General features: G+C 68.6%; 4 protein-coding genes and 1 tRNA gene. All 5 read right to left on the bottom strand.

Annotation, left to right across the window (positions count from 1 at the left end):
- Nucleotides 1–167: 167 nt before the first annotated feature.
- Nucleotides 168–244, bottom strand: a tRNA-Met gene (locus tag ACT84W_RS03800).
- A gap of 168 nt (nucleotides 245–412) precedes the next feature.
- The gene (locus ACT84W_RS03795; protein ID WP_444328254.1) at nucleotides 413–1,687 is read right to left on the bottom strand and encodes an extracellular solute-binding protein; all 1,275 of its coding nucleotides are present in this window, start codon (nucleotides 1,685–1,687) and stop codon (nucleotides 413–415) included.
- Nucleotides 1,688–1,692: 5 nt separating this feature from the next.
- Complete coding sequence (locus ACT84W_RS03790; RefSeq protein WP_444328253.1) at nucleotides 1,693–2,538, bottom strand: HAD family hydrolase; 846 nt, start codon at nucleotides 2,536–2,538, stop codon at nucleotides 1,693–1,695.
- Nucleotides 2,535–3,206 carry a hypothetical protein gene (locus tag ACT84W_RS03785; RefSeq protein ID WP_444328252.1) on the bottom strand — a complete coding sequence of 224 codons (672 nt, stop codon included), beginning with the start codon at nucleotides 3,204–3,206 and terminating at the stop codon, nucleotides 2,535–2,537. Before ACT84W_RS03785 ends, ACT84W_RS03790 begins: the two co-directional genes overlap by 4 nt.
- A gap of 4 nt (nucleotides 3,207–3,210) precedes the next feature.
- A partial coding sequence (gene pepT / locus ACT84W_RS03780) for a peptidase T (protein WP_444328251.1) occupies nucleotides 3,211–4,084 on the bottom strand: 874 nt, incomplete at its 5' end.

The raw sequence follows: 4,084 nt of genomic DNA, 5'->3' as shown, positions 1-4,084 counted from the left end.
TAGCAGTGGGCACAGCCCTCGCTCACGCGAACGCAGCCGTGCCAGGGATTCCAGATGTCATGCATGGCAAGCGTCCCTTTTGTCCCAGTTTTGTCCCGAAATTGTCCCGAGGGGGTGTGTCGTGGCAAAAAAGTAGGGACCCTCTCGGGTCCCTACCAGGCAATTTATGGTCGCGGGGGCAGGATTTGAACCTACGACCTTCGGGTTATGAGCCCGACGAGCTACCAGACTGCTCCACCCCGCAATGTTTGCGAGCGCGTTTGCGCAAGAAAGAACTATACGCGCCCAGTCGCGCAGAGTCAACGATGTGGAGGTTTCTCCATAATCGCGGAAGAGACCCGCATCCATTGTTCAGCTAAACCGCCGGACCAAACCCCAGGCGCAGACAGGTACGAGCTCACCCAGCAACGACCTACGCCTTACCGACGGTAAGCTGCACGAAATCGTCCTTCTCGCCGACGCCGTCGCGGACGCTGCGCAGGCGGACCTTTGCTGCGGCGCCCTTTTGCGCCGTCTCGCCGCAGACGAAGTCGACCCAGCCCTGAGCCTGCGCGAGGTTCGTCGCGCCACGGACGATGGCTGTGCAGCCGTGGGCCACGAGACATCCCTCGCGCGGGAGCACGACCTCGACCTCGCCCGTGAGCCGCGCCATCGCCGCCGCCTGCTGCTCGTACACGAGCCCCGTGACCGCCGCGCCCGAGAACACTTCCTCGAGCACGTCTTCGCTAGTCGCGCGCACGTTTCCGCCCGCCTGCGCCTCGAGCGCGGCGAGGAACGCGTCGCCGCCGGGCTGCGCGCTGCCGTCTTCCACCGTCGTCGAGAACGCGGAAAGAAGGTCACCCGCGGCGCGCGCCGCTTCCGCGGAGGACTTCGCCGCGGCATCCGTGCCCGCATCGGCAACGGCGACGAGCCCTGCGAGCCGCTCATCGAGCAGGTCGGCGTAGCCCTCGATCTCCACGCTGAGCTCCTCGGCGCGCGCCGAGTTCACGGCGATGACGCACACCTCGCGCGTCGCCGGCGTGACGTATCCGCTGGTGTTTCGGCACCCGTCGAGCACGTTCGCGTTCTCCGACGAGAAGTACTTCTCGTAGTCGGCCTCCCCCGCCGCATACCAGCTCTCGTCGCCGCCCCAAACGACGTCAGCGATCGGGCGGCCGGCGGCGACCTCCGCCGCCACGGAGTCGCGGCACTCGGAGGCGGTCATGCGGCGGACGTCGACCACGATGCCCGTCTCTTGCATGAACGCGGGAACGAAGGCGTTGACCAGGTCGTCGTCGCAGCAGGTATACATAACGAGCTTGCCGCCGCGACGCGAGTCGGGGCCGGCGGCCGCACCCGGCTCGGGGCTTTTGGGCTCGGAGGGCACCGAGGCGTCGCCCGCCGTGCACCGGGCAATGCCGGACGCGGCGCCCGCGCCCACCGCAAGGGCTGCGACGCCTGCGCCGACGAGCGATCTCCTGGTCAGCTTGGGTGCATGGAAGCGACGGGCGGGCGAAGGAGCGCTGGCCGGGGCACCAGTCGGGCCGTCGGCCGGACCGTCAGGCACAGAAGCCGACGCCGCGTCCTCCGGTTCCGCAGCGCCCGCCGCATCCATCGGATCTGCCGCACTCACCGCATCCATCGGGTCCGCAGCGTCAGCCGCGGCCTTCTTGCCACGCTCGTCCAAGGCGTCCAGCTGCTCGTCCATCGTTCCTATCCCTTCAGGAAGTCGGGCATCCGCCCGGCGCGGGCCGCGCGCGCGAGCTCGCGGAGCGCGGTGGCCACGCCCTCGTCCGCGCACGCGCCGATGTGATAGTTCGCTGCCTTGGCAACCTCGGGCATCGCGTTTGCGACGGCCACCGAGTACGGGACCTCTCGCAGGATCTCGAGGTCGTTCTCCGCGTCTCCGAAGACGACGACCTCGTCGATGCCGATACCCGTCGCGTCGAGAAGCTCATGCAGACCGCGCGCCTTGCTCACGCCTTTGGGCATGATGTCGAACCAGCCCGGCACAGGAGAAACGACCCGCAGGTCAGGAGCTACTTCCGCCACGATCCGGCGAGTCTGGTCCATCTGCTCGGGGCCATCGGGGCAGGCGATGGTCGCCGCCACGAAGTCGACGTCGGGCACCTCGTCCACCATGCAGCCCACGAACTTGATGCGGGCCTCGTAGCTGTTGAGCACCTCCTCGGAGGGCGCCCCGACGGCGTAGATCGCATTGAGCAGGTTCGCCTCGGCGGGGTAGCAGACGAGGAACATCCGGGCCCCCTCGAGCGCCCGCGCGATGGCGACGAGCCCGTCGTGGGGCATCAACGTGAGCGAGACCGTCCGCCCGCAGGCGAGCACGCGCTTGCCGTTGGAGACGACGCCCGTTTGGAAGCACGCCCTGTCCGCGCGGAAAAGGCGCATGAGCTCGACCGTGTCGCGCCCCGTCGACGGCCCGAAGAGCACGCCGGCGTCGAGCGCCTCGTGGATGGCCTCGCGTGTGCTCGGGCTCACGGCGCGGGCGCCGAGCGGCACGAGGGTGTTGTCCATGTCGGAAAGGGCGAGCTTAATCAATGTTCAAACCGCTTTCTTCCGATTAGGTTGCCTGAGCCCTCGCCTGCCGGCTCCGCAGGCCGCTGGCGCGCCCCCGCAAGCCACGGCCCCAGGGCCCTCGGCATGAGCTCGGGCGCGTCCTCCGGGCCCGCCGCGAGCGGCTCCAGCACGTCGAAGCGGTCGATGTGCAGCAGGATCTGCTCGATGTCGACGATGCCCCAGATCCGCAGGCGCCTGCCGTCCTTCTCGACGATCACGAGGTCGCGGTACCCGGAGGTGCGAATACGCCCGCGCCATCCGAGCTTCTCGATATCCGAGTAAAAGAAGCACGAGCTGCGCCCGATCAGCGGGACGATCTCCCCGCGGTCCTCGAAGAGCGAGACCTTATAGCGCATGAGCACGACCCACGCCCCAAAGAAGGTCCACACGAAGGCGTCGGTGAACGCCAGCACGCAGCGGGCGCTCGGGCCGAACGCGCCCGCGAGGCTGAACGCGCCCAGCACGAAGCCGAGGCACCCCACGAGCAGCATCGTCACCACCAGCGCGCGGAGGAAATCCGGCGGGACGACATAGGTGTCGTGGTGGCTGTGATGGCGCTCGACCAGCCGGATCAGTGCGTTCGCGCGGCCGATAAGGGCGGCGGCGACGCCGGGCACCAAACTGAGGACCAGGAGGACGGGGTACGGCACGCGCTTACGCCCCCTGCGCGACGGCGAACTTGGCGACCAGGTGCTCGAGCATGTTCACCGTGGCCTCCATGCTGGGAACGGGGATGAACTCGCGGACCGAGTGCGCGTTGTAGCCGCCGGTGGCGAGATTCGGGCACGGCAGGCCGCGGAAGGTGAGCTGCGCGCCGTCGGTGCCGCCGCGCACGGCGACGATCGAGGGCTCCAGGCCGGCCTCTCGGTTGGCGGCGAGCGCGTTGTCGACGAGGAACTCCTTGCCCTCGAAGTGCTCGGCCATGTTGCGGTACTGCTGGCGGACGTCGACCGTGACGGTGCCCTCGCCGTAGCGGCCGTTCAGGAGCGCGGCGATCTCGCGCAGGGTCTGCTCGCGGGCGGCGAACTTTGCGGAGTCGAAGTCGCGCAGGATGTACTTGAGCGTGACCTCGGACGCGGAGCCCTCGATGTCGGTCGGGTGATAGAAGCCCTCGCGGCCGCAGGTGTGCTCGGGGCGCTCCCAGGCGGGCACGAGCTGCTGGAACTCGGAGGCGACGGTGATTGCGTTGACCATCACGTCCTTCGCGCTGCCCGGGTGGACCATCACGCCGCGCACGCGGACCGTGGCCTCACACGCGCTGAAGCACTCGTAGTTGAACTCTCCGAGGGTCTCGCCGTCGACGGTGTAGCCGTACGCCGCGTCGAGGGCGTCGAGGTCGAGAAGCGACGCGCCGTGGCCGATCTCCTCGTCGGGGACGAAGGCGATCTTGAGGGTGGGGTGCGCAAGCGACGGGTCGGCGACCAGGCGGGCCAGCAGGGCGCAGATCTCGGCCACACCGGCCTTGTCGTCGGCGCCCAGAAGGGTCGTGCCGTCGGTGACCACGATGTCCTGGCCAACGAACTTGGCC

Source organism: Paratractidigestivibacter sp., from assembly GCF_052362415.1.
GTDB lineage: Bacteria > Actinomycetota > Coriobacteriia > Coriobacteriales > Atopobiaceae > Paratractidigestivibacter.
This window is presented reverse-complemented; position numbering and strand designations above follow the sequence as displayed.

Coding starts and splice junctions, on each gene's coding strand:
- ACT84W_RS03795 (WP_444328254.1), bottom strand. CDS start 1,687: ATGGACGAGCAGCTGGACGCCTTGGACGAGCGTGGCAAGAAGGCCGCG.